Genomic DNA, 20,463 nt, shown 5'->3' with positions numbered 1-20,463 from the left:
TGAGGTATTCGTGCGTTTGTTCCCGATGATGCTGAAGATCCGATGCATCCCCATGCCCGATTCCATGCGTACCCCCACGTTTCGTCCGTAAGCATCCTGACCCAGCCGATTCATCTCAGAGGGCATACATGGTGAGTGTTCAATCGCCTCCCGGTGGCCGTGAACTTCCCTACGCGCGCATGCTGGTGGTGCCGGTCATACTGATGGCCGCGGCGACCGGGGCCGCCGTCGCCGTGGTGACGGGCCCGGCCCGCGTCGCCGTCGGCTGGTGCGGAGCCGTCGCCACCGTCCTGGTGACCTCCCTCGCCGCCGTGGCGGCACGCCGCGGCCGCACCCTCCGTGCCCTGCGGGCCGAGTTCGCGCAGCGGACCGCCTACCTGGAACAGCGGATCGCCTCCCAGGACGACGACATCGAGTACTTCCGCACCGAGATCGTGCCCAGGACGCTGGAGGTGCTGCGCTCCGGTGTCTCCCCCGCGGAGGTGATCCGGACCGTCATCGACGAGAGCCCGTACTTCCGCGGACTTCCCGAGCCGCAGCGCCAGTTGCTGCGCACCCTGCTCCAGATCGTCGACCGTGAGATCGCGATGCGCGACTCCTCGCAACGCGCCTTCGTCAACATCGCCCGCCGGGTCCAGGCCATCGTCCACCAGCAGGCCAAGGAACTCAGGGAGATGGAGGAGGACCACGGGCGCAACCCGGAGGTCTTCGACGACCTGCTGCGCATCGACCACGGCACCGCGCTGATCGGCCGCCTCGCCGACTCCATCGCCGTCCTCGGCGGCGGCCGCCCCGGACGCCAGTGGCCCAAGCCCGTCCCCCTCTACAGCGTGCTGCGCGGTGCGATGTCCCGCATCCTGGAGTACCGCCGCATCGAACTGCACTCCATCGCCAAGGTCAACATCAAGGGCATCTCGGTCGAACCGATCATCCACGCCGCGGCCGAACTCCTCGACAACGCCACGCGTTACTCACCGCCCCAGACCAAGGTGCACGTCACCGCCGTCGAGGTGCAGACCGGCATCGCCGTCGAGATCGAGGACGGCGGAGTCAGCCTCAGCGAGGAGAGCCGCGCCAAGGTCGAGAAGAGGCTCGCCGAGGCCCAGGCCGGCGTGGACGTCCAGGAAATCGGTGAGGCCCCGCGTCTCGGTCTCGCCGTCGTCGGCCGGCTGTCGTCGATGTTCCACATGCACGTGTCGCTGCGGCAGTCGGCGTACGGCGGCGTCCGCGCCATCCTGGTCATCCCGAACGACATGCTGACCACCGAGCCCGCCCCCGGCTTCGCCCACGGCATCGGCGCGTCCTCCGTGCCGACCCTGGACAACGACGGGGTGCAGGGCCCCGACCGCAAGGCCAAGAAGCGCCGCCCCACCACCGGGCCCCGGATCCCGCGGCAGTTCTCCATGGAGGACGACGTGCCCGTCGTCACCGAGTGGACGGCGGGCGGCCTGCCGCAGCGCCGCAGCCGGGTGAAGACCCCGCTGAGCCAGCGGCTCGCCGAGGCGGCCGCCGCGGAGGCCGCCGGCGCATCCTCTCCCTGGGCGACCGAGCCCGAGCCCCTGCCGGAGAAGGACGAACCCGCGCCCGGTCTGTGGGTCGAGGCGTTCATGAACGGGCTCAAGGCCGACCCGGACCCGCACGCCTTCTCCTCCGGGCCCCCGGCCGGCGACCCGCACGCATTCACCAGGAACGACGAGCCGGCCCCTGCCGAGGCCGAGGACGAGGGGGATCTCAAGTGATCCAGCAGCGAGGCAACTTCGACTGGTTGCTCAAGGAACTCGCCGACGGCGTACCGGGTGTCCACCAGGTCGTGGTGCTCTCCGCCGACGGTCTGCGCATCGCTCGCCACGGCGGCGACCCCGACGCCGCCGACCGCGTGGCCGCCGCCTGCGCCGGGCTGCAGAGCCTGGCCGGCGCGGTCGCCGCGGAGATCCCGGACAGCGACGGCCGGATGCGCATGGTCATCATCGAGATCGACGGGGGCTACTTCTACATGATGGCGGCCGGGCCCAACGCCTACCTCGCCGTGCTCGCCGACACCGTCGCCGAGGCCGGGCTGATGAGCAACCGCATGCGCGATCTCGTCATCCGCATCGGCTCCCACCTGACCAGTCCGCCGCGGCGCGACGAGCAGACCGTATGACTCCTCCCCAACGCCGTCGGCGTCACCCCCAGGAACACCCACCGCCGGAGCCCGTCCCGGCGGGCGGCGGGAAGCAGGGCGAGGAGAAGAACCCCGAGCGGTTGTACATCCTCACCGGCGCGACCGAGGGGGGCGAGCGGGCCCCCATCGACCTCGTCACCCTGATCGTGGCGAGCGCCGACCCCCCACCCACGGCCACGCCGGAGCAGGTGGCGCTGCTCCGGCTCTGCCGGGCCCCCCTGTCCGTGGCCGAGATCTCGGCCTACCTCAGTCTGCCGTTCAGCGTGGTCACCGTGCTGCTCACCGACCTGCTGGCGGCCGAACTGGTCCAGGCACGCGCCCCGATCGCCCGGCAGGCGATGCCCGACCGTTCCCTCCTCGAAGCGGTGATGCATGGACTACAGAAGCTCTGACACCGTCCCCGGCCCACGGACCGAGGACCACCTGCCGCACACGGCTCAGGCCGCCGTGAAGATCGTGATCGTGGGCGGTTTCGGGGTCGGCAAGACCACCATGGTCGGTTCCGTCAGCGAGATCAGGCCGCTGACGACCGAGGAGACCATGACCCAGGCAGGCATCGGGGTCGACGACAACTACGGCTCCGACAGCAAGACGGCCACCACCGTGGCCATGGACTTCGGACGCATCAGCATCACCGAGCAACTGGTGCTGTACCTGTTCGGCACGCCCGGCCAGGAACGCTTCTGGTTCCTGTGGAACGGCCTGTTCGAGGGTGCGCTCGGCGCGGTCGTCCTGGTCGACACGCGCCGCCTCGAGGTCAGCTTCGACGTCATAGGCCGTCTGGAGGAGCGCGGCGTGCCCTTCGTGGTCGCCGTCAACTCCTTCCCGGACGCGCCCCGTCATGCCATGGCGGAACTGCGTGCCGCCCTCGACCTGCCCGACGAGATCCCGATCATGGAGTGCGACGCGCGGCGCCGGGCCTCCAGCCGCGACGTCCTGATGACGCTGATGCGCTTCCTGCACTCCCTCACGGCGAACCGCGCACCCGTCTGACCCGTGCAACGCCTCCGGCGCGTACCCGCCGCGCCCCGGCCCGCCCCGTGTCCCGTTCCCACCCCTCCACACCGGATCCACCCTCAGTACCGGAGCGACCATCGTGACGACTGAACCCCATTCCCTGACCGGCAGGGACCTCACCCGCACGGACCACGCCCCGTCCGTGCCGCCGCCAGGCTGCCCGGCCCACGGCCGGGGCCCCGGCGGAGCGCGCCGGCTGTACGGCCCCGAGGCGCAGGACCTGGGGGTCCTGTACGAGGAACTCCGCGCGGAGCACGGTGCCGTGGCCCCCGCGCTGCTCCACGACGACGTGCCCGTCTGGGTGGTGCTCGGCCACGGCGAGAACCTGCACATGGTGCGCAGCCCCGCGCATTTCACCCGCGACAGCCGCATCTGGTCGGCGCTGCAGACCGGCGAGGTCGCGCCCGACCACCCGCTGACGCCGCACTTCGCCTGGCAGCCCATCTGCTCCTACGCGGAGGGCGACGAGCACCTCCGGCTGCGCGGCGCGGTCACCGGCGCCATGTCGACGATCGACTACCGGGGCCTGCGCCGGTTCATCAACCGCGCCTCGCAGGCGCTGGTCAACCGCTTCTGCGAGGAGGGCCGGGCCGATCTGGTCGCACAGTTCGCCGACCACCTCCCGATGGCGGTGATGTGCGAGGTGCTCGGCATGGCCGACGAGTACAACGACCGGATCGTGCACGCCGCCCGCGACATGCTCAAGGGCACGGAGACCGCGATCGCGAGCAACCAGTACATCGTGGACGCCCTGACCCGGCTCACCGCACGCCGCCGGATCCAGCCCGAGGACGACTTCACCACCCATCTCGTCAACCACCCGGCCGGGCTCACCGACGACGAGGTCAGGGAGCACCTGCGGCTGGTCCTGATCGCCGCCTACGAGGCCACGGCCAACCTCCTCGCGAACGTGCTGCGCGTGGTGCTCACCGACCCGCGCTTCCGGGCCCAGCTCAACGGCGGCCAGATGACGGTGCCGGAGGCGGTGGAGCAGTCCCTGTGGGACGAGCCGCCGTTCAGCACCATCCTCGGCTACTTCGCCAAACAGGACACGGAACTCGGCGGCCGGCGCATCCGCAAGGGCGACGCACTGCTCCTGGGCATCGCGCCCGGCAACGTCGACCCGCGGGTACGGCCCGACCTCTCCGCCCACATGCAGGGCAACCGCTCCCACCTCGCCTTCGGCGGCGGCCCGCACGAATGCCCCGGCCAGGACATCGGCCGTGCCATCGCCGACACCGGCGTCGACGCGCTGCTGATGCGGCTGCCGGACATCGAACTCGACTGCGGCGAGGACGCGTTGCGCTGGACCGGGTCCCTGGCGTCGCGGCATCTGGTGGAGCTGCCGGTGCGGTTCGAGCCGAGGCCGCCGCAGGACGTGACCGCGGCACCGGCGCTGCGGCAGGTGCCGCGGCAGAGCCCCGGCTGGGAGATCACGACGTCCGGCCCGCAGCCGGCGACGCCTCTTCCGCAGCCGGCGGCCGCCCCGCCGCCGCCCAGGCCGGCGGCCGCCCGGCCGGTGCCTCCCGAGCCGGCCGCCGTCACGCAGGAGCGGCCCGGCGTATGGCGACGCCTCCTGCGGTGGTGGCAGGGCGAGTGAGCCCCGCCGGGCGGCCCCGCGCCGTACGGTGAGCCCTCGGCCCTGTCGTTTGGATCAGGCCGGCTGTGCGTCCCGGTCCTTCCGGGCCGACCCGAGCGGGGTCCGGTGCGTGCGGCTGCAAGGCGGAGGAGGGCGCCGACGCGGGGCGTCGGCAACCGACGACAACGCCGCAGATGTGCGTGCCGGACCCTGCGACGCCGGGGTGATCCAAACGACAGGGCCTACCGGGCCCACGCGTCGTACGACGACCACGCCCGCAACTGCCGCCCGCTGACGAAGCGGTGTGCGCGCCCCGTGACCGGATCGGTGAACTCCAGCTCCCGCGCCAGCAGTTGCAGCGGGCGCCGGAAGTCACCGGCCGGAACGGGGCCGGTCACCACCGGGTAGAGCGGATCGCCGAGGATCGGCAGGCCCAGCGCGGTCATGTGGACGCGCAGCTGGTGGGTCTGCCCGGTGCGGGGAACCAGCCGGTAGCGCCCGCGCCCGTCCCGGTGCTCCAGCAGCTCGACCCGGGTCACCGCGTTGGGCTCGCCCGCCACCTCCCGGGCCGCCAGGACCCCGCGCTCCTTCACGATCCGGCTGCGCACGGTGCGCGGCAGGGACAGCCCCGGGTCGTACCGGGCGACGGCCTCGTACTCCTTGGTGACCTGCCGGTCGCGGAACAGCGACTGGTAGCTGCCGCGCTCCTCGGGCCGCACGGTGAACAGCACCAGTCCGGCGGTGAGCCGGTCCAGCCGGTGCGCCGCGGTCAGCGTCGGTATCGCCAGATCGCGCCGCAGCCGGGCGAGGGCCGTCTCGGCGACATGGCTGCCGCGCGGGGTGGTGGCGAGGAAGTGCGGTTTGTCGGCGACGACGATGTGCTCGTCGCGGTGGACCACCTCGACCGGGTACGGCACCCGCTCCTCGTCGGGCAGCGGGCGGTGGAACCACACGTACGCCCCCGGCGCGTAGGCGGCGTCGGGCGCGACGGGCCGGCCGTCCGCCCCCACGATCAGCCCCGCGTCGAGCATGCCGTCGACCACCCCGTCCCCGGCCGCGAGCCGCGCCACGAGATGGTCGCGGACGGTGGCCCATCCCTCGCCGGGGGGCAGCCTCACCCGCACCGGGTCGACGCCGTCGCGCTGCGGCAGCGGGGAGGGCGGGGTCCTGGGTCTGCGTCTCATCACGAGCAGCGTACGAGGGGGGAGGGCGGGTGCGAAAACCGCTGGGCACACCCCGACGCACCCTGCGAGGATGCCGCCGTGCCCTACCTCACCCAGCCCGTCCTGCCCGCCGGGACGCTCGCCGGCACCGCCCAGCCGACCCTGGCCACCGGGGACGGCCTGGTCCTGCGCCCGTGGACCCCCGAGGACGCCCCCGCGGTCCACGCGGCCTTCCAGGACCCGCTCATGCACCAGTGGCACGTCCGTGCCGCCGACTCCGAGGACGAGGCCGACGGCTGGATCGAGGAGTGGCTGGGGGAGTGGGCCGAGGAGCGCAGGGCCCAGTGGGCCGTCGTCGACGCCGCCGGCGGACGGCTGCTGGGACGGGTGGCACTGCGGGACATCGTGCTCGCCGACGGCACGGCCGAGGTGGCGTACTGGACCGTGGCGGCGGCCCGCGGACGGGGCGTGGCCGCACGGGCCACCGAGAGACTCGCCCGCTGGGCGCTCGACGAGACCGGCTTCCACCGGCTCGAACTGCTGCACGCGTTGCGCAACGAGGCGTCCTGCCGGGTGGCCGCCAAGACCGGCTTCGCCCTGGAGGGCACCAAGCGCAGCGCCGTCCTGCACCCTGACGGCTGGCACGACATGCACCTGCACGCCCGCCTCCGGGGCGACCGGGCCCCTGGCGACGCGACCCCGGGCCGACGACCGGACCCGGACGGTCCGCTGAGCTAGTGCTGTGACCGGGAAGGTTCACCGGCTCGCGACGCCCGGCTCGCGACGCCCGGCATGCTCCCTCACGCTCGGCTGCGCTCGCGCGGGAGGGGCCCCCACCGCCGCGTTGTCGCATCACCCGCGTACATCCGGTACGCGGGCGACACTCCGCCTTGCGATGCTCCCCCGCGGCCCGAAGGGCGCGGGAGGTGCCCCCGGCACCGGACGCCGCGAGCTTCCGGCGAACCTTCCCGGCCACAGCACTAGGCGGTCGCCTCCTGGACGGCCGTCTCCGGCACCGCGGCGGCGGCGTCCGCCGAGCGCCTGCTCCAGAGGCGGTGGGCCGCGCCGGCGGCCAGGGTCACCGCCAGGAACAGCACCGTGAACCACTGGAAGTACCAGTGCCCGCCGGCCGGGTCGTACACGGCCGCGCGCGGCCAGGCCAGGTTGACGGTCATGAGCAGGCCGTAGAGCAGGGCGAGCGCATTCACGGGGATGCCCCAGCGGCCGAGGGAGAACAGCGGGGCACCCGTCTCGTCCGTCCCCCCGGCCGGGAACCGGCCGCGCAGGCGCCGCACCAGCAACGGGCCCGTCACCATGGCGTACGCCAGGTACAGCATCACGATGCACGTGGTGCCGATGGCGAGGAAGGCGTCCGGGGAGACGAAGTTCAGCAGGAGCAGGGCGGCCGCGAGGACGCCCACCACCAGGGCGGGGGCGGTCGGCATGCCGGTGCGCGGGTTGACCCGGGCGAGCGGCGCGGCGAAGGGGAGCCGGCCGTCACGGGCCATGGAGAAGATCATCCGGCAGGCCGCCGTCTGGATCGCCAGGGTCGCCACCGCGACGGCCACCACCACGTCGGCGAGCAGAACCCGGCCGACGCCGTCGCCGAGGCTGCTGGTCAGGACGTAGCTCAGACCGTCCGTGCCGAGGCGTCCGTCGGTCAGGGCGGGTGCGGCGAGGATGCCGCCGAGGATGATCAGGCCGCCGAGCAGACCGGCCGCGCCGAGCGCGGTGAGGATCGTGCGGGGCGCGGTGCGGCGCGGGTTGTGGGTCTCCTCGCTCATCTCGCCGGCGCTGTCGAAGCCGATCATCACGTACGCCGCCGTGAACGAGCCCACGAGCAGCGCACCGAACAGGCCGCCCGTGCCGGGGGCCGTGTGGAAGGTGATGCCGGGGGAGCGCTCGGAGTGGGTGAGCAGCAGCACGACGATCAGGCAGGCGCCGATGATCTCGGCGGTCACCCCGACCCGGTTGATGGCTGACATCACACGGTTGTCGACGATGTTCACGAGCGTGGTGAGCACCAGCAGGACGACGCCGAGGACCGCCGCGTTCGCCGCACCCGTCGGCGAGGTGGGCGCGGGGTCGCCGCCCACCAGCTGGAAGCCGGACCAGAGCGGCGGCAGCACCGTCTGCAGGGCGAGGGCGGCCGCCGCGACCACCACGATCTGCCCGATGACCATGATCCAGCCGGCGAACCAGCCGAAGGTGGCGGTGGACAGCCGCGAGGACCACTGGTAGATGGCGCCAGAGATCGGATAGCGCGCGGCCAGTTCGGCGAAGCAGGCGGCCACCAGCAGCTGGCCCACCAGCACCGCGGGCCAGGTCCAGAAGAAGACGGGACCCCCGAAGGCGTACCCGAACGCGAAGAACTGGAAGACGGTCGTCAGTACGGAGATGAAGGAGAACCCGGCGGCGAAGGACGCGTACCGGCCGAGGCTGCGGTGCAGCTCCTGGCGGTAGCCGAACCGTGCGAGGTCGGCGGCCCCCTCGGGGCTCGGCGGGTCGGGGCGGACGTCGGCGGGGGCGGTGCTCGTCATGGCGGCAACCTGCTTTCGCGCTGCGGCGGGAGGGTTCCTGTCGGGTGACAGAAATTCCTGTCGGGCGACAGAACGTAAGGAGGGGCTGTTTCGCCGGCGTCACGCGACCGTGTCGGGAACGGACCCAAGTGCTCACCCCCTTGCCGGCGGTGGCCGAACGCGATACATCGTGTGTGTTGACCGGGCTCGTGCAGACACGATATGTTCGGCCACGGATATTCGTAGGCGAGCCCATGGGATGTGAGGTGCAGGTCATGGCGGCGAAGCGCCGGAAGCTCGGCAATCCGCTGGCCCTCGCCGTCATGGTGCTGCTCACGGAGAAGCCGATGCACCCGTACGAGATCGCCCAGACCCTGCGGCGGCGCGGCAAGGACACCAGCCTGAAGATCAACTATGGCTCCCTCTACACCGTCGTCCAGAACCTGGAGAAGCACGGCTTCGTCGAGGTCGCCGAGGTGCAGCGCCAGGGCAACCGGCCCGAGCGCACGCTCTACGGCATCACGGACGCCGGACGCGAAGAGGCCGTCGAGTGGCTGTCGGACCTGCTGGCCGTGCCGGCGCGGGAGTTCCCCGTCTTCGAGGCGGCGCTCTCCCTGATCGCGGTGCTCCACCCCGACGAGGCGGCCCGTCTGCTGGGGGAGCGGCTCGCCGGACTGGAGGTGCAGGCGGCGAGCCTGCGCGGCGGACTGGAGAAGCTTCGCGAGACGCTTCCCCGGCTCGTGCTGATCGAGTGCGAGTACCAGCTCCACATGATCGACGCCCAGGCCGCATGGGTCCGCGGCTTCCTCGAGGAGCTCACGGAGGGGACGTTCCCCGGCCTCGAGGAATGGCGCGTCTTCCACGAGACCGGGGAGGTGCCCGAGCAACTGCGGAAGCTGGAGGGCGGCAAGGCCGACGGACCGTAGCCGCCGGAGAAGAACGGACCCCGGCGGGCCTGTTGCAGCAGTCCCGCCGGGGTCGGCAACCCCGAGCTGAATCCGCCGTGAGGCACATCCGGGCGATCGAGGTGCGGCACACCCAGCATAGGCCCGGTGCTCCTCGCGTGGATCAGCCGTCATCCGCTCACGAAGGAGAGCAGTCGTCATGAGCACCCGTGCGCCCGCAGTGGAGGCGCGCCAGCTGATCAAGACCTATCCCGGTGAGGTCACCGCCCTCAACGGCATGGACCTCACGGTCCGGCCGGGCACCGTCCTCGGGCTCCTCGGCCCGAACGGCGCCGGGAAGTCCACCACCGTCAAGATCCTCACCACCCTGGCCCGCCCCGACTCGGGCACGGCCACCGTCGCGGGCCACGACGTGCTGCGCCACCCCGACCGGGTGCGTCGCGCGATCGGCGTGGTCGCCCAGAGTTCGGGCGCCGACCCCGTGGCCACGGGGCGCGAGAACCTCCGGCTCCAGGGCAGGCTCCACGGCCTGAGGGGCGCCGCACTCGACCACCGTGTGGACGAACTGCTGGAGCGCTTCACCCTGACCGATGCGGCGAAGCGCCAGGTCAAGGGCTACTCCGGCGGAATGCGGCGTCGCCTGGACGTGGCGCTGGGCCTGGTGCACCGGCCGGAGGTGCTCTTCCTGGACGAGCCCACCACCGGCCTGGACCCCGAGGCCCGCACCGCGATGTGGGAGGAGATCGGCCGCCTGGCCGGCGAGGACGGACTGACCATCCTGCTGACCACGCACTACCTGGAGGAGGCCGACCGGCTCGCCGAGCGCATCGCGATCGTCGACCGCGGCCGGGTCGTCGTGGAGGGCACCCCCGACTCCCTCAAGGGCGAACTCCGCGGCGACGCGGTCCACATGGAACTGCGCCAGGCGGTCGGCGAGGCGGGCCGCACCCTGCTCAGGGGCGCCCTTCGCGAGCTGCAGGGCGTGCACGAGGTGTTCGTCGACGGCCGCCGGATCAGCGCCCGCGCCGACGACGGGGCCGCCGCGATGCCCGCCCTCATCGGCGCGCTCGAACGCGCCGGGGTCATGGTCGCCGCGGCGACGGTCGCCCGCCCCTCCCTCGACGACGTGTACCTCCGCCATGCCGGCCGCCGCTACTCCGAGGCGGATGCGGACACCGGCGCCGGCCTCGTCCCCGCCGGAGGTGTGCGATGAGCGCCGCCGTCTCCCAGACCTGGTACATGACCCAGCGTCAGCTCATGGTCTTCACCCGGCAGCCCGCCTACGCCGTCATCACCCTGATCCAGCCCGTGATCTGGCTGTTCCTGTTCGGCAACCTCTTCAAGAAGGTCGTCGAACTCGGCGGCTTCGGCACCACCTCGTACCTCGACTACCTCGTGCCCGGCGTGGTCGTCATGAGCGCGCTCAGCTCCAACATGTGGGCCGGCATGGGCACCTTGGAGGAGATCCAGCGGGGCACGCTCGACCGCTTCCTGACCACCCCCGTCAGCCGGGCCGCGCTGATGAACGGCAACGTGGTCCACAACGGCCTGATCACCGCCCTGCAGTCGGTCGTCATCGTGCTGCTGGGGCTGCTGGGCGGCGCGGACTACCCCGGCGGCGTCGGCGGCGTCGCCGTCCTGGTGCTCGCGGCGGTGCTGCTCGGCACGGTCTTCGGGGCGCTGTCCAACGCGCTGGGCATGCTGGTCCAGGAGCGGGAGTCGATCATCGGCATCAACACGTTCCTGCTGCTGCCGCTGACCTTCCTGTCCACCGCCTTCATGGCACCGTCCCGGATGCCCTCCTGGATCCGGCGCATCGCCGACCTCAACCCCCTCGACTGGGCGATGACGGCGGGCCGCTCCGCGATGTCCGCGCACCCGGACTGGGGCGCCGTGCTGGGCAGGGGAGGAGCGCTGCTGGGACTGGCGATCGCCGCGGTGTGGCTGTCGATCCGCACGTTCCGGTCCTACCAGCGGTCGGTGTGAGCGCACCGGACCCCACGGCCGGCGCGAGCCGGCACGACGACGCGGCGGCACCCCGGCGGTGCCGCCGCGTCCGGCGTCCTATGCCGCGGACGCCCCTTCCTGCTCCGCCTCGACGCGCGCGTTCCACTCCCGCTTCGACGCCTGCCAGCCGTCCTCGTTGTGTCCGAGGCGCCAGTACCCGGAAATCGAGAGGTCGTCGCGCGGGATGCGGTGCTCGATGCGCAGCAGTTGGCGCAGCTCCTTCACGAAGCCGGCCTCGCCGTGCACGAACGCGTGCACCCGCCCCTCCGGGAACTCCAACGCCCGCACGGCCTCCACGAGGGCCGCACCGACCGGCCGGTCCCCGCGGTGCAGCCAGACCACCTCCACATCGGAGTCGATCTCCTGCTCCTCCTCGGGGCCCGAGACCTCCACGAACACATGCGCCTCGGTATCGCCGGGCATCGCCTCGAGGGCGGACGCGATCGCGGGCAGTGCGCTCTCGTCCCCGGCGAGCAGATGCCAGTCGGCGCCCGTGTCCGGGGCGTAGGCGCCGCCGGGTCCCATGAACCGCACGGTCTGGCCCGGCCGCGCGCGCAGGGCCCACGGTCCGGCGAGGCCCTCGTCGCCGTGGATCACGAAGTCCAGCGTCAGCTCCCGGTGCCGGGGGTCCCAGGCGCGCACGGTGTACGTCCGCGTCACCGGCCATGCCGCGCGCGGGAACTCCTCGCGGATCCGCTGCAGGTCGAAGGGTTCGGGATAGACGACGCCCTCGGCGGGGAACAGCAGCTTCACATAGTGGTCGGTGCACGCGTCCGCCGCGAAGCCGGCCAGGCCGTCGCCGCCGAGCACCACACGCTGCATGTGGGGGGTCAGCCGCTCGGTGCGGACCACCTGCGCGGAGTGGACCCTGCGGACCCTGCCTGCCGGGCGCTCTGCCATCACGGCCTCCCAGTTTCCCATGCTTAGGTTTGCCTAAGTTAGCATCTCCTTCTCGTGGACACATCTGTCCCCCGAAGGGCCGATGACACTCCGGTGTCGCAGCCGTCACGTCCCGAGCGTGACCAGAAGCCGCTGCAGCGACCCGCCCAGGCCCCAGCGGGCCGCCAGCTCCTCCAGTCCGGCGGGATCGCGCGGCGCGCTCGGCAGCGCCGTGCCGACCTCCGGCAGCGGTACGTCGTCGGCGACCCGCACGACCCGGGGAGCGACCGCCACATAGGCCCGCGCGGTGTCGAGCCGCTTGCGCTGCGCCGGCGTGAGCCCGGCCCCGGGGTCGTCGACCGCGGCCATGATCCCCGCCAGGTCCCCGAACTCGGCCAGCAGCTTCGCGGCCGTCTTCTCGCCGATCCCCGGCACGCCCGGCAGCCCGTCGCTCGGGTCCCCGCGCAGCAGCGCCAGATCCGCGTAACCCCGGCCGTCGACGCCGTACTTGCCGCGCAGCACCGCCTCGTCGGTGAGCTGGAGCGTGCCGACGCCCTTGAGCGGGTACAGCACGCGCACCTCGCGCCCGTCGTCGACCAGCTGGTACAGGTCGCGGTCCCCGGTGACGATGTCGACCGGGCCGTTCGCCCGCGCCGTGAACGTGCCGATCACGTCGTCCGCCTCGTACCCCTCGACGCCCACGCGCGCGATGCCCAGCGCGTCCAGGACGGCCTCGATGACCGGAACCTGGGGGGAGAGGGCGTCCGGCACCTGCTCCTGGTCCCGCCCCGACTCGTACTGCCCGGCCACGCGGTGCGCCTTGTAGGAGGGGATCAGGGCGACCCGCCAGTGCGGGCGCCAGTCCGCGTCCATGCAGGCGACCAGGTCGTCCGGGTGGTGGTCCCGGACCAGGCGGTCGATGAAGTCCAGCAGCCCTCGCACGGCGTTCACGGGCGTCCCGTCGGGGGCCCTGACGGACTCCGGGACGCCGAAGAAGGCGCGGAAGTAGAGCGAGGCGGTGTCGAGGAGCATCAGGCGTCGGATCATTTTCCGCATCATGCCGTACGGCACCGACAGGGGCCGGAGACCGGGAGCGGGGGACCGGTGGGCCCGGCCGGGAGAGCCGGGGCCGGTCGTCCCGGCCGGTGGACGGCCGTACGGGACGGCAGCACGGGCCGTACGGTCTGGCACGGCGGCACGGGCCGTACGGTCTCGCACGGCGGCACGGGCCGCGCACCTGCGGACCGGAAGGATCCGGACAACCCCGTCGGGTTCGCCCTCGCACCCGTCCGGACCCCCGGCCGACCGCCGCTGCCGACTGCCGTTCCGGCGGCCGCGCGCCCCGTCGCGCTGCTCCCGTTCGCCGCGCAACCACGACTTCGCGCCCGCCGCCGTCCGTCCGACGGACCGTGCGGCCCCGGCCACGCCGCGTCACCCGCCGCTGTCGGCCGCAGACCGCACCGTATCCCGCCCCACGCACCTGACCAGCGGTTTCGTCGTGCCGAGGCCGCTGCGCGCGAGGAGGCGCGGCGGCTCGCTCCCTGGCGCGAACCACGACCCCCGCCACCCCCGTACGGGACCACGATGTGACGGGCGCATGAAACGGTTTGCCGAACATGCGTAGGGTGCAGACAACTCAACAGAAGCAGTGACCGATGACCGGTGGACCGACGACGAGGAAGGAGGGAGCGATGGGCGACCACAAAGAGCGGCCCCTTCGGGTGGGCGCGGCCGTCCGGCGGCGGCGCCGGGCGCTGGAGCTCACCCTCGCCGTCGTGGCCGAGCGCAGCGGCCTGTCGGTTCCCTTCCTGAGCCAGGTCGAGAACGAGCGGGCGCGCCCCAGCCGGCCGTCCCTGGAGCGGATCGCCGACGCCCTGGACACCACCGCCGCCGCCCTGCTCGCGGCGGCCGACCCGGCGTGCAGCGTGGACGTGCTGCGCGCCGAGGACGAAGGCGTCACGCCGGGGCAGGCACGGGTGCGCACCCTGGTGCGGGGGCACCACCAGCTGCACGCCATGGAGTTCGTCGGGGAGCACGACGAGGGCCGCGAGTTCCAGCACCGCAACGACGAGGTGATGTACGTCGTCGACGGCGCCGTCGAGGTCGAGGCGGAGGGCCGGGCGCACCGGCTGGGGCGCGGCGACACCCTGTACCTGAGCGGGGGCGTGCGCCACCGGTGGCGGGCCGCCGAGCCGGACACCCGCGTGATCGTGGTGGCGGTCGCGGACCACATCGAGGCGTTGGAGGACCCCTCGCGCCGGCGCTGATCCTGCCGGCCCTACGGGCGACACCCGTCCAGGTGCCGTCCTGGGATACTCGCCGGCATGCCCGACATCTCCGAAGCCACTGCCGGCGCCGTGCGGGAGCGCGTCCCCGGATCCTCCAGCCGGCGGCGGCCGTGATGCGCGTCGTCTCGCTGGTGCCGTCGCTCACCGAGGCGGTGGCCGCGTCGGCGCCGGGCGTCCTGGTGGGCGCGACCGACTGGTGCAGCCATCCGCCGGACCTCGGTGTCGCCCGGATCGGCGGGACGAAGAACCCCGCGGTCGAGCGGATCGTCGCACTCGCCCCCGACCTGGTGCTCGCCAACGAGGAGGAGAACCGGGAGCCGGATCTCGCCGCCCTGCGCGCGGCGGGCCTCAAGGTCCTGGTCACCGAGGTGCGGGACGTGCCGCAGGCGTTCCGGGAGCTGGAGCGCGTGGTGGCCGCGTGCGGGGTGCCCTCCCGGCCGCGCTGGCTGGATCAGGCCCGGTCCGCCTGGTCGGACCTGCCCGCGCCGCGGCACCGCAGGACCGCCGTGGTACCCGTCTGGCGACGGCCCTGGATGGTGCTGGGCCGGGACACCTTCGCCGGGGACGTGCTGGCCCGGCTCGGCGTCGACAACGTCTGCGCGGCCCACGCGGAGCGCTATCCGAGGATCCCGCTGCCCCAGCTGCACGACGCGGCCCCGGACCTCGTGGTGCTGCCCGACGAGCCGTACCGCTTCACCGCCGACGACGGCCCGGAGTCCTTCCCCGGGACGCCCTGCGCGCTGGTCAGCGGGCGCCATCTCACCTGGTACGGGCCGTCACTGGCCGAGGCCCCGCGCGTCATCGGCGCGGCGCTGCGAGCAGCTCTCCGCTGACGAGGCCGCGGCCCGTGCCCACGGCGGCGACGGCCCAGGCGGTGACGAGCAGCGCGTACAGGCCGACCGCGAGTCCGTCCAGGACGGCGAGCCCCGTGCGCCGGGCCAGTGCCTCCGCGCCGGTGACGCACGTGCCGACGGGGAACGTGAAGGCCCACCAGGTCATCGCGAAGCCCATGCCGCGCCGCCGGGCGCGCACCACCATCGTCGTGGCGAGGGCGAGCCACATCAGCGCGAAGCCCGTCACGGGAACGCCGTAGAGCACGGAGAGCACGCCGAGGCCCTGCCCGTACGGGGCCGGTACGACGCCCGGCGCGGCGGTCGCGGACGCGGCGACGGCGGTGGTGGACTGGCCCAGCGGCCCGAGGACCAGGAACAGGGTAGGGGTCAGGGCGGGCGGCAGCGGACCCGCGACGATGAGCCGGGCGAGGATCAGCGGCAGCATCACGAGCGTGGCCAGCAGACTGAGCCCGAACATCGCGAAACTCGCCAGCAGCAGCGTCTCCCGCGGCTGACCGGCGGGCAGGTGGGGGACCAGCAGGGGGCCCTGGGCCGCGGAGACCATGGGGGCCACCAGGGGCAGCAGCCAGACGGGGGTGGCCTGGCCCGGCTCGATGCGGTGCCGGGCGATCATCAGGTACGGCACGGCCACCACCGCGACGAGCCCGACGGCGGTGCCGGCGGTGAAGAGGACGGTGTCCAGGGCGACGGCCGTCCGCGTACCGGTCCAGTCCCGGCCGACGGCGAGGGTGCCGCCGCCCACGGCCAGCAGGGCCATCGCGAGGCAGCCGTAGAAGGGGGCCACGGCCGGGTCGAGGAGATGGGCGCGAGCCTGGTCGCGATGGTGCGCCCAGTGCAGTGCGCGGGCGGCGAGGAGTGCCAGGAGCAGGGCCGCCGAGAGGGCCCAGACGGCGGCGCAGGCGGTCCGCAGTCCGGGCAGGTGCGCCGCGCCGGGCAGACCGGCGCCCGCCGTGGCCACGATCGCGGTCCCCATGACGGAGGCGTACCAGTTGGGGCCGAGGTGCCGCACGGCGGCGCGGCGCCGGCGGGCGGGGACGACGAGGGACTCGGTTGCGAGGGCCATGCATGCACCGTGCCGCCGTGCGCGGGCTCCTCGCCAGAGAGCGCGTCTCTATGAGGGCATAAGCTCTGCTTATGAGCAAGGGGGACAGCGGAAGGTCTCCGGCGGCGGGGCTGGCGCACCGGGTGCCGGATCTGGGGGCGCTGGAGCTGCTGCTCGCCGTCGCCCGGCTGGGCAGCCTGGGGCGGGCGGCGCGGGAGCTGGGGATCACCCAGCCGGCGGCCAGCAGCCGGATCCGCTCGATGGAGCGGCGGCTGGGCGTGGCGCTGGTCGACCGCTCGCCGCGGGGCTCGCGGCTGACCGCCGCGGGTGCCCTGGTCACCGACTGGGCGCGGCGCGTCGTGGAGGCGGCGGAGGCGTTCGACGCGGGAGCGCAGGCGTTGCGGGGCCGGCGGGACTCACGGCTGCGTGTGGCCGCGAGCATGACCATCGCGGAGTACCTGCTTCCCGGCTGGCTGATCGCCCTGCGCGCCCAGCGGCCGGACACGGCGGTGTCGCTGCTGGCGGGCAACTCCGCGGCGGTCGCGGACCGCCTGCTCGCGAACGAGGCGGACCTGGGCTTCGTCGAGGGGCTGGCGGTGCCGGCCGGCCTCGACGAGGCGGTCGTCGCCCGTGACCGGCTCATCGTGGTGACGGCGCCGGGACACCCGTGGGCCCGCCGTCGCACGCCGGTGCCGGCCGCGGAACTGGCGGCGGCGCCGCTGATCCTCCGGGAGGAGGGCTCGGGCACCCGCCAGGTCCTGGAGGCGGCCCTGGGGGAGCTGGCCAGTCCGCTCCTCGAACTGTCCTCGACGACGGCGGTCAAGGCCGCCGCGGTGAGCGGTGCGGGCCTGGCGGTGCTGAGCGAACTGGCCGTGGGAGAGGAACTGTCCGCCCGCCGACTGGTGGGCGTCCCGGTCGCGGGGGTTCGGCTGGACCGGACGCTGCGCGCGATCTGGCGCACGGGCCACCGGCCGACGGGACCGGGCCGCGACCTGCTGGGCCTGACACGGGGACAGCCCGGCGTGCCGGGCGGCGTGCCGCGACGGCGCCCGAAGCCCCCGCCGTCGTCATGAGCGCCGCCGACGGGAGCGGCCACGGGGGCGCCGGGGCGGACTCAGGAGGTGGCGGCGGCTCGGACGAGGGCCCGTACGACCCGCACGTCCTCCCCCATCTCCGGATGCCACTGCACACCCAGCACCCAGGAGGATCCCGGCAGTTCGACCGCCTCCACCGTCCCGTCCTCCGCGTGGGCCGACACCACGAGCCCGTCGCCGAGCCGGTCCACCGCCTGGTGGTGATAGGTCGGCACGGACGCCGGTTCGGGGGCGATGCCCCCGTACCGCGTGCCCGGCACCGGCTTCACGGGGTGCCGGCCGAACACGCCCACCTCGGCGACGTGCCCGTCGAGGTGCTGCACGAGCGTGCCCCCCAGGGCGACGTTCAGCAGTTGCATCCCGCGGCAGATGCCGAGCAGCGGCGTGCCGGAGTCCAGCGCGGCCCGGATCAGGGCGAGTTCCCAGGCGTCCCGCAGGGGCGCGGGCGGGCCCGTCCGCGGGGAGCGCTCCGCCCCGTAGCGGGAGGGGTCGACGTCCGGGCCGCCCGCGATCACCACCCCGTCCAGCCGGGCCACCGCGGCCGCCGCCCGCTCCGGATCGTCCGGCGGCAGCATCGCCGCGAGCCCGCCGGCCCGCTGCACCAGCCGCGGGTAGCCCGACGGCAGCAGCGCCGCGTCCAGCTCCCAGACGCCCCAGCGCGCCCCGCTCTCCAGATACGTGCTCACGCCGATCAGCGGTCGTGCGGTCATGCGATCCTCCCAGCCTTCCAATGGAGCGCATTCATACCTTTGCCCGGTCTCCTCATGCCAGGAACCCCCGCAGCAGTGCCGCCGTCCCGGAGCAGTGCTCCCGCATGATCTCCCGCGCCCCGTCCGCGTCCCCGTCGAGCACCGCCTCCACCAGCGCCACGTGCTGCCGCTGCGAGTGCTCCAGGTTCCGCACCAGCAGCGGAATGCAGTCCAGCAGGTCGTTCACGGTCGCCCGGACGGCCGCGTACTGCGCCGTCAGGGAGGGTGACCCGCCGAGCTCGGCGAGGGTGAGGTGCAGCAGGGTGTCCAGCCGCCGGTAGTCCGCCAGCGGCGCGTCCCGCGTGCGCGCCAGCGCCTCCCGCAGCCGTTCCTCCTGCTCCGCCGTCAGACCGTGCGCGGCGCACAGGCCCGCCGCCCCCACCTCCAGCACCTCGCGGAAGCGCAGCACGTCCTCGATGTCGACCCTCTCGACGCGCCGGCGCAGCTCGTCCTCGCCGCCCGCCTCGGTCCGGGGCCGCACGAAGGTGCCGCCGTAGCGGCCGCGCCGCGACTCCACCAGGCCCTCGTCCTGCAGCACCTTCAGCACCTCGCGCAGCGTCACCCGGCTGATCCCCAGCCGGTCCGCCAGCTCCCGCTCCGCCGGCAGGCGCTCACCGCCGGGCACCAGGCCGAGGCGCACGACCTGGAGGATCTGCTCCAGGGCCTCCTCGAAGCCGTTGCCGGCGCGCACCGGTCGCAGCACCGGGGTCAGCCGGTCCTGCGGGTCCCCGCCGCCCCCGGGTTCCGTCTGTGACATCTGGCCGCGCCCCCTTCCCAATCAATGGTTCTCGGAAATACCTTATGGCTCTCGGCGACCGAAGGAGACCTCCCGTGCCGGACCGCACACCCCCGCTCGGTGTCGAGGAGCTGCACGCCCTCGTCGCCGGCGGCGAGATCGACACCGTCGTCCTGGCCTTCCCGGACATGCAAGGCCGTCTGCAGGGCAAGCGGTTCGCCGCCCGCTTCTTCCTCGACGAGGTCCTGGAGCACGGGACCGAGGGCTGCAACTACCTGCTCGCCGTCGACACCGAGATGAACACCGTCGACGGCTACGCCATGTCCTCCTGGGACCGGGGCTACGGCGACTTCGCCCTCCACCCCGACCTGAGCACCCTGCGCAGGCTGCCCTGGCACGAGGGCACCGCCATGGTCGTCGCGGACCTCGCCTGGAGCGACGGCTCGCCCGTGGTCGCGTCCCCCCGCGGGATACTGCGCGGCCAGCTCGACCGCCTCGCCGCGCTCGGCCTGACCGCCCAGGTCGGCACCGAGCTGGAGTTCATCGTCTTCAAGGACACCTACGAGCAGGCGTGGGACGCGAACTACCGGGACCTGACCCCGGCGAACCAGTACAACGTCGACTACTCCGTGCTCGGGACCGGCCGGATCGAGCCCCTGCTGCGCCGGATCCGCAACGAGATGGCGGGCGCCGGCCTCACCGTCGAGTCCGCCAAGGGCGAGTGCAACCCCGGCCAGCACGAGATCGCCTTCCGGTACGACGAGGCGCTGGTCACCTGCGACCAGCACGCGATCTACAAGACCGGAACCAAGGAGATCGCGGCCCAGGAGGGCGTCTCGATCACCTTCATGGCCAAGTACAACGAGCGCGAGGGCAACTCCTGTCACATCCACCTCTCGCTCGCCGACGCCCACGGCGCGAACGCGATGGCGGGGGACGGTCCCGGCGGGATGTCGGAGCTGATGCGGCACTTCCTCGCCGGGCAACTCGTGGCCCTGCGCGAGTTCTCGCTCCTGTACGCGCCCCACATCAACTCCTACAAGCGGTTCCAGCCCGGCTCCTTCGCCCCGACCGCGGTCGCCTGGGGGCACGACAACCGCACCTGCGCCCTCCGGGTCGTCGGCCACGGCCGTTCGCTGCGCTTCGAGAACCGGGTGCCCGGCGGAGACGTCAACCCGTACCTCGCGGTCGCCGGCATGGTCGCGGCGGGACTGTACGGCATCGAGCAGAAGCTGGAGCTCCCGGGGCCGTGCCCGGGCAACGCGTACACCGCCGAGTACGAGCACGTGCCCACCACCCTGCGCGAGGCCGCCGAACTCTGGGAGAACAGCGCCATCGCCGAGGCCGCCTTCGGCGACGAGGTCGTCGCGCACTACCGCAACATGGCCCGCGTCGAGCTGGAGGCCTTCGACGCCGCGGTGACCGACTGGGAGCTGCGCCGCTCCTTCGAACGCATGTGAGGGGTCC

Annotated in this window: 20 protein-coding genes; 13 read left to right on the top strand and 7 right to left on the bottom strand. The window is 73.3% G+C overall.

What is annotated here, in order from left to right; translation table 11 throughout:
* Positions 1 to 128 precede the first annotated feature (128 nt).
* The 5 genes from ACFYMU_RS10555 (at position 129) to ACFYMU_RS10535 (ending at position 4,781) form a co-directional block, all read left to right on the top strand.
* The gene (locus ACFYMU_RS10555; protein ID WP_388370929.1) at positions 129 to 1,739 is read left to right on the top strand and encodes an ATP-binding protein; all 1,611 of its coding nucleotides are present in this window, start codon (positions 129 to 131) and stop codon (positions 1,737 to 1,739) included.
* Positions 1,736 to 2,143 (top strand): roadblock/LC7 domain-containing protein, encoded by a 408-nt coding sequence (locus tag ACFYMU_RS10550; RefSeq protein WP_388370926.1) that lies wholly within the window; start codon positions 1,736 to 1,738, stop codon positions 2,141 to 2,143. Before ACFYMU_RS10555 ends, ACFYMU_RS10550 begins: the two co-directional genes overlap by 4 nt.
* Positions 2,140 to 2,556, top strand: a complete 417-nt coding sequence (locus tag ACFYMU_RS10545; RefSeq protein WP_388370924.1) for a DUF742 domain-containing protein — start codon at positions 2,140 to 2,142, stop codon at positions 2,554 to 2,556. The genes ACFYMU_RS10550 and ACFYMU_RS10545 overlap by 4 nt, the downstream gene beginning before the upstream one ends.
* Entirely contained in the window at positions 2,537 to 3,157 is a 621-nt protein-coding gene (locus ACFYMU_RS10540; protein WP_388370921.1) for an ATP/GTP-binding protein, read from the top strand. Before ACFYMU_RS10545 ends, ACFYMU_RS10540 begins: the two co-directional genes overlap by 20 nt.
* 103 nt (positions 3,158 to 3,260) lie before the next feature.
* Positions 3,261 to 4,781 (top strand): cytochrome P450, encoded by a 1,521-nt coding sequence (locus ACFYMU_RS10535; RefSeq protein WP_388370918.1) that lies wholly within the window; start codon positions 3,261 to 3,263, stop codon positions 4,779 to 4,781.
* Positions 4,782 to 5,002: 221 nt separating this feature from the next.
* Here the strand turns inward: ACFYMU_RS10535 and ACFYMU_RS10530 are convergent, their stop codons facing one another.
* The gene (locus ACFYMU_RS10530) at positions 5,003 to 5,944 is read right to left on the bottom strand and encodes an RluA family pseudouridine synthase (protein ID WP_388370916.1); all 942 of its coding nucleotides are present in this window, start codon (positions 5,942 to 5,944) and stop codon (positions 5,003 to 5,005) included.
* Positions 5,945 to 6,022: 78 nt separating this feature from the next.
* Between ACFYMU_RS10530 and ACFYMU_RS10525 the strand changes: the two genes are divergently transcribed.
* On the top strand, positions 6,023 to 6,661 hold the full coding sequence (locus ACFYMU_RS10525; RefSeq protein ID WP_388370913.1) for a GNAT family N-acetyltransferase: 639 nt from the start codon (positions 6,023 to 6,025) through the stop codon (positions 6,659 to 6,661).
* A gap of 242 nt (positions 6,662 to 6,903) precedes the next feature.
* On the opposite strand, the gene ACFYMU_RS10520 is transcribed toward ACFYMU_RS10525, so the two are convergent.
* Positions 6,904 to 8,463, bottom strand: coding sequence for an amino acid permease (locus ACFYMU_RS10520; protein WP_388370910.1), 1,560 nt, complete (start codon positions 8,461 to 8,463; stop codon positions 6,904 to 6,906).
* 254 nt (positions 8,464 to 8,717) lie between these two features.
* On the opposite strand from ACFYMU_RS10520, the gene ACFYMU_RS10515 reads away from it, so the two are divergent.
* From ACFYMU_RS10515 to ACFYMU_RS10505, 3 genes are all read left to right on the top strand, one after another.
* Positions 8,718 to 9,368, top strand: a complete 651-nt coding sequence (locus tag ACFYMU_RS10515) for a PadR family transcriptional regulator (protein WP_388370907.1) — start codon at positions 8,718 to 8,720, stop codon at positions 9,366 to 9,368.
* Between the two features lie 178 nt (positions 9,369 to 9,546).
* A complete protein-coding gene (locus ACFYMU_RS10510; RefSeq protein ID WP_388370905.1) occupies positions 9,547 to 10,560 on the top strand; it encodes an ATP-binding cassette domain-containing protein in 1,014 nt (337 codons plus the stop codon).
* Positions 10,557 to 11,333: an ABC transporter permease gene (locus tag ACFYMU_RS10505; protein WP_388370902.1), complete on the top strand. Its 777-nt coding sequence runs from the start codon at positions 10,557 to 10,559 to the stop codon at positions 11,331 to 11,333. The genes ACFYMU_RS10510 and ACFYMU_RS10505 overlap by 4 nt, the downstream gene beginning before the upstream one ends.
* 78 nt (positions 11,334 to 11,411) lie before the next feature.
* Here ACFYMU_RS10505 and ACFYMU_RS10500 read toward each other — a convergent pair whose 3' ends face one another.
* Entirely contained in the window at positions 11,412 to 12,254 is an 843-nt protein-coding gene (locus tag ACFYMU_RS10500; protein ID WP_388370899.1) for a siderophore-interacting protein, read from the bottom strand.
* A 105-nt stretch (positions 12,255 to 12,359) separates the two neighbouring features.
* Positions 12,360 to 13,280 (bottom strand): 5'-3' exonuclease H3TH domain-containing protein, encoded by a 921-nt coding sequence (locus tag ACFYMU_RS10495; protein WP_388370896.1) that lies wholly within the window; start codon positions 13,278 to 13,280, stop codon positions 12,360 to 12,362.
* A 644-nt stretch (positions 13,281 to 13,924) separates the two neighbouring features.
* On the opposite strand from ACFYMU_RS10495, the gene ACFYMU_RS10490 reads away from it, so the two are divergent.
* Together ACFYMU_RS10490 and ACFYMU_RS10485 are read left to right on the top strand one after the other, a co-directional pair.
* On the top strand, positions 13,925 to 14,500 hold the full coding sequence (locus tag ACFYMU_RS10490; RefSeq protein ID WP_388370893.1) for a helix-turn-helix domain-containing protein: 576 nt from the start codon (positions 13,925 to 13,927) through the stop codon (positions 14,498 to 14,500).
* Positions 14,501 to 14,634: 134 nt separating this feature from the next.
* Entirely contained in the window at positions 14,635 to 15,354 is a 720-nt protein-coding gene (locus ACFYMU_RS10485) for a helical backbone metal receptor (protein ID WP_388370890.1), read from the top strand.
* On the opposite strand, the gene ACFYMU_RS10480 is transcribed toward ACFYMU_RS10485, so the two are convergent.
* Complete coding sequence (locus ACFYMU_RS10480; protein WP_388370888.1) at positions 15,320 to 16,438, bottom strand: TDT family transporter; 1,119 nt, start codon at positions 16,436 to 16,438, stop codon at positions 15,320 to 15,322. The two genes, ACFYMU_RS10485 and ACFYMU_RS10480, sit on opposite strands and share 35 nt — an antisense overlap.
* Before the next feature lie 71 nt (positions 16,439 to 16,509).
* Here ACFYMU_RS10480 and ACFYMU_RS10475 point away from each other — a divergent pair, with 71 nt between their 5' ends.
* Positions 16,510 to 17,490 (top strand): LysR family transcriptional regulator, encoded by a 981-nt coding sequence (locus ACFYMU_RS10475; RefSeq protein ID WP_388370886.1) that lies wholly within the window; start codon positions 16,510 to 16,512, stop codon positions 17,488 to 17,490.
* A 41-nt stretch (positions 17,491 to 17,531) separates the two neighbouring features.
* On the opposite strand, the gene ACFYMU_RS10470 is transcribed toward ACFYMU_RS10475, so the two are convergent.
* The gene (locus ACFYMU_RS10470; RefSeq protein WP_388370884.1) at positions 17,532 to 18,221 is read right to left on the bottom strand and encodes a gamma-glutamyl-gamma-aminobutyrate hydrolase family protein; all 690 of its coding nucleotides are present in this window, start codon (positions 18,219 to 18,221) and stop codon (positions 17,532 to 17,534) included.
* A 52-nt stretch (positions 18,222 to 18,273) separates the two neighbouring features.
* Positions 18,274 to 19,017, bottom strand: a complete 744-nt coding sequence (locus ACFYMU_RS10465) for a FadR/GntR family transcriptional regulator (RefSeq protein WP_388370881.1) — start codon at positions 19,015 to 19,017, stop codon at positions 18,274 to 18,276.
* 74 nt (positions 19,018 to 19,091) lie between these two features.
* Here ACFYMU_RS10465 and ACFYMU_RS10460 point away from each other — a divergent pair, with 74 nt between their 5' ends.
* Entirely contained in the window at positions 19,092 to 20,456 is a 1,365-nt protein-coding gene (locus ACFYMU_RS10460) for a glutamine synthetase family protein (RefSeq protein WP_388370878.1), read from the top strand.
* Positions 20,457 to 20,463: the final 7 nt, after the last annotated feature.

This window comes from Streptomyces sp. NPDC007264, from assembly GCF_042869095.1.
Taxonomy (GTDB): Bacteria; Actinomycetota; Actinomycetes; order Streptomycetales; family Streptomycetaceae; genus Streptomyces.
This window is presented reverse-complemented; position numbering and strand designations above follow the sequence as displayed.